The sequence below is a fragment of the Pseudomonadota bacterium genome (assembly GCA_010028905.1).
In the GTDB taxonomy this organism is placed as follows: Bacteria; Vulcanimicrobiota; Xenobia; order RGZZ01; family RGZZ01; genus RGZZ01.
This window is the reverse complement of record RGZZ01000440.1, coordinates 1-4,260: the sequence shown is the minus strand read 5'-3', so window position 1 is coordinate 4,260 and position 4,260 is coordinate 1. Positions and strand designations below refer to the sequence as shown.

The following is a 4,260-nucleotide window of genomic DNA, read 5'->3' as shown; positions in this document are numbered from 1 at the left end:
CGAGGGGAAAGGCGGCCGAGGCTTCGCCCGTCGGGTTCGCCCCTCCTGCGCCCCGTCGCTCCCCGGACCTCAAGAAAGCGGGGGAGGGCGCAGCCGGGCGACCAGGGGGCCGTTCAGTGCCTGACGGGCCACCGCCAGCTGGGCAGGGGGGCGGGCCGCCAGCTCTCGGGCCACCGCTGTGGCGCTCTGCAGCAGGAGGAAGGGCTCGACCGCCTGATGCACCAGCCCGACATCGTGCGCCTCCTCGGCGTCGATGAGGCGTCCTCGCAATACGAGATCGCTCCAGGCCGCGCGTGGAACGCGATCGACCACGAGGGCGAGGGCGCGCGATGGCAGGCACAGTCCCCAGGTCGCGTCGTTGAGCCCGATACGCCCCTCGCCCCTGGCCATCACGAGATGGTCGCAGGCCAGGGCGAGCAGACATCCCCCGCCGATGGCGTGACCGTTGACCGCCCCCACCAGCGGCATGGGGGCGTCGAGCATCTCGGCCAGCAGGCTCGAGAACCCGTTCATCAGGCGCGCGACGCGTCGCGGGTCGGTCTCTCCGCCTCGGGCCGCGGGCAGCCCGCTCGAGAAGACCTCGCCGATGCCCACGATGACGGCAGAACGGGCTCCCAGGGCCTGGGTTCGCCGCAACGCGCGGCGCAGGCTCGCCACGAACCGACGGTCGATGGCGTTGCCGTCTGCGTGGTCAGCCACCAGGGTTGCCACGGGGGCATCGAGCAGAACTTCCATGAGAAGGCCACCCTCATCTCTTGCAGGTTCGAACACGGTGATGGCACGTCTGGTGAAACGATACCAGAGCGTCGCCACCGCGGGTGTCGCCTCGACGCGGCGAGCGGTTCGGGGAGGATCTCCTCGATGTTCTCCAGAAACCCCGCGCGTGGCGAGGGTAAACAAGATACTGGTCGTCGACGATCAGCCTGTGATCCGCCAGATCGCGCGGAGCACGCTCAAGAGCCAGGGCTATGCCATCATCGAGGCGTCGAACGGCGAAGACGCACTCACCATCGCGCGTGACGAGCTCCCGGACCTGGTGCTGCTCGATGTGCGCATGCCGGGCATCAGTGGTCTCGAGGTATGCCGTGAGCTGAAGGCTGACGCGCGAACACGGCACATGAAGATCGTCATGCTCACCGGCGAGATGCTCGAGGAAGACCGCGAAGAGGGGCTGCGCGAGGGGGCCGACGAGTACTTCACCAAGCCGTTCAGCCCCATCCAGCTGCTCGACAAGATCCGCTCGCTGCTGGGCGGGGAGGGGAGCGAGCTCACCGAGAGCGGCGTCCATCGGCTCCTGGCCGAGGTCGCAATGCACGAGGCCGCGCCCCTTGAGCCTCAGGCGGAGGGCCTGGGGCGCCGGCTGCGCTCGCTGGTCGACCTGCAGCACATGGAGCGCAGCCAGCTGGCCATCTACGCCCAGGAGCTGGGGGTGCTCTACGGCAGCGAGGTCGAGAAGTCGAGGCGCCTTCAAGAGGCCCTCGAGCGTCTCGAAGAGGCCCAGCGCCGCCTCGAGGCCGCGCACGAGGAGACCATTCTGCGCCTGGCCATCGCCGCCGAGTACCGCGACGATGACACGGCTTCGCACATCCAGCGCATGTCGAGCTACTCCGAGGTGCTGGCGCGACGCCTCGGCATGACCGCCGAAGAGGCCACCACGGTGAAGCGCGCAAGCCCCATGCACGACATCGGCAAGATCGGCATCCCAGACGCCATTCTCATGAAGCCCGGCAAGTTCACGCCCGAAGAGTTCGAGCAGATGAAGCAGCACACCATCATCGGCGCGCGCATCTTGAGCGGGTCGTCGTCTGAGCTGCTGCGCATGGGCGAGACCATCGCCCTCAACCATCACGAGCGGTGGGACGGCAGTGGCTACCCGCACGGGCTGTCGGGGGGAGAGATTCCGCTCGTGGCACGCATCGTCTCGCTGGCCGACGTGTTCGACGCCCTCACCACGAAGCGCTGCTACAAGCCCGCCTTCGAGGTCGACGAAGCCCTCGACCTCATCAAGAAGGGGCGCGGCACCCAGTTCGACCCGGAGGTGGTGCGGGCGTTTCTGGGAACGCTCGAAGACGCGCTCGAGATCAAGGCGCGCTTCGGAGATCCGGAGTGACCGACGGGCCCACGCCTCGCCTGTAACGGGTGTTCGTACTCCTCGAGATGGACAGAAACGGCCTGTGGCGGTGGCTCGAGGTCGTGCTCTGGCACTGCAGCGTGCGCCTTCACACTCCGGGAGTCGTGTTCATGTCAAGCCCCATTGTGCTGGTGTGGACGGTTGGAGCGACCTCGCGCTGCCATCAGAAGCGAAGTTGAAAAAAAATCTCGCCTTTGTAACCGTTTTGTAATGTTCCGTTGACCAAAGGGCAATGGTTGACAAGTATACTGACGAGCGTGGAGATGCCCCCATGCTCTCCGGCGCGCGTCGCTGCGCAGGCCGGCACTGAGCGGCGTGTCTCCGCGACAAGGACGGGACGCGCACGGCTCAACCCGCGCGCAGCGCCAGAACGCCACATCACAGACGCGCGGGGACGCGAAGTGAGGAGCATCATGAACCAACAGGTGCGGCACATCCACATGGTCGCGATTTGCGGAATCGGCATGGGTTCGCTTGCGGGCCTGCTGAAGTCGGCCGGTTATCACGTCACCGGGTCTGACGAGAACGTCTATCCGCCCATGTCGCACCAGCTGGCTGACCTGCAGATCCCCGTCTCCATCGGATTCAACGCCGCCAACCTCGAGCCGCGTCCTGACTTGGTCATCATCGGCAATGCCGCAAAGCCCGGCAATCCCGAGGTCGAGGCCGTGCTGGCGCAGGGCCTGCCGCACATGTCGTTCCCCGAGGCGCTGGCAGAGTACTTCATCTGCGACCGCGAGTCGCTGGTGGTGACCGGCACGCACGGCAAGACCACGTCGACGTCGATGCTCTCGTGGGTGCTCGAGAGCGCCGGACGCTCGCCCAGCTTCATGGTGGGCGGCGTGGCGAAGAACTTCGAGAAGAGCTTCAAGACCGGCGAGGGCCGCCACTTCGTCGTCGAGGGTGACGAGTACCAGACCGCCTTCTTCCACAAGGTGCCGAAGTTCCACTACTATCGCGCCAAGATGGCCGTCATCAACAGCATGGAGTTCGACCACGGCGACATCTTCACCGACCTCGCCCACATTCAAGAGACCTTCCGCACCCACCTCATCGACCGCCTGCCGGCCGACGGCTTCCTCGCCGTGTGCACCGACTACCCAGCCGTGAAGCCGCTGCTCACGAACGTTCCGTGCGCCGTCGAGACCTACGGGCTCAAGACGGGCGCCAGCTGGCTCGCCAGCGACATCGTCATCGGCGAAGAGGGAACCTCGTTCACGGTGACCCACGAGGGCAAGCTCTTCGGGCGCTTCCTGCTGCCGATGGCCGGACGCCACAATGTGCAGAATGCCCTCGGTGTCATCGCCATCTGCAACCGCATCGGCCTGGGCAGCGACGAGATTGCCACGGGACTCGCGTCGTATGAGGGCGTGAAGCGCCGTCAGGAGATCCGCGGCGTGGTCGACGACATCATCGTGATGGACGACTTCGCCCACCACCCCACCAAGGTGCGCGAGACCGTGAAGGCCGTGAAGGCCCGCTACCCGCGCCGCACCGTGTGGGCCGTGTGGGAGCCGCGCACGGCCTCGAGCCGCCGCGACTTCTTCCAGAAGGACTACGTCAAGTCGTTCGACGCCGCCGACCGCGTGGTGGTGGCCGATGTGTTCCTGCCTGAGGCCATCGAGCCGGATCGCCTGTTCAGTTCTCACCGCCTGGTCGACGACCTGGTGGCGGCGGGCAAGAAGGCGGGCTTCTACCCGGACGCCGACGCCATCGTCGAGATGATGCGCCGCGAGGCGCAGCCGGGCGACGTGGTGCTCGTGATGTCGAACGGCGCGTTCGGCAACATCCACGACAAGCTGCTACGCGCGTTCGACGAGCGCCTGAGCGGCGAGATCGCTCCGGTCGAAGACAGCGGCGTGCATCAGACCGCGCGCGAGGCCGTCGCAACCCAGGTGTCGATGAAGGCCGAGCAGGCCGACACCGAGTTTCGCGCGCCGGTGCTGACCCTGCGCGCAGCGCCGCAGCCGGCCGTCTAGCACGGGTTTGGCACGCGGCACAGAGGCCCGCCTGAGAATGGCGGGCTTTCTTGGGGCCACAGATTGAAAAAGGTTCAACCCCGGGCGGGTTGGTTCCCCACAGGTCGCGGCAACGCGGCCTGTTTTTTTTGCCTGGAGGGTGGGTGCGGG

Annotated in this window: 3 protein-coding genes; 2 read left to right on the top strand and 1 reads right to left on the bottom strand. The window is 66.6% G+C overall.

Annotated features, from left to right (window positions below):
• Positions 1 to 69 precede the first annotated feature (69 nt).
• A complete protein-coding gene (locus EB084_20715) occupies positions 70 to 735 on the bottom strand; it encodes an enoyl-CoA hydratase/isomerase family protein (GenBank protein NDD30689.1) in 666 nt (221 codons plus the stop codon).
• Between EB084_20715 and EB084_20710 the strand changes: the two genes are divergently transcribed.
• Both EB084_20710 and mpl read left to right on the top strand, forming a co-directional pair.
• Positions 446 to 2,110 (top strand): response regulator, encoded by a 1,665-nt coding sequence (locus EB084_20710; protein ID NDD30688.1) that lies wholly within the window; start codon positions 446 to 448, stop codon positions 2,108 to 2,110. The genes EB084_20715 and EB084_20710 overlap by 290 nt on opposite strands.
• 434 nt (positions 2,111 to 2,544) lie before the next feature.
• Positions 2,545 to 4,110 (top strand): UDP-N-acetylmuramate:L-alanyl-gamma-D-glutamyl-meso-diaminopimelate ligase, encoded by a 1,566-nt coding sequence (gene mpl / locus EB084_20705; GenBank protein NDD30687.1) that lies wholly within the window; start codon positions 2,545 to 2,547, stop codon positions 4,108 to 4,110.
• The last annotated feature ends 150 nt before the right edge of the window (positions 4,111 to 4,260 follow it).

Bases quoted from the DNA above. Each gene is read 5' to 3' on its own strand.
- EB084_20715 (NDD30689.1), bottom strand. From the start codon at position 735: ATGGAAGTTCTGCTCGATGCCCCCGTGGCAACCCTGGTGGCTGACCAC.
- mpl (NDD30687.1), top strand. From the start codon at position 2,545: ATGAACCAACAGGTGCGGCACATCCACATGGTCGCGATTTGCGGAATC.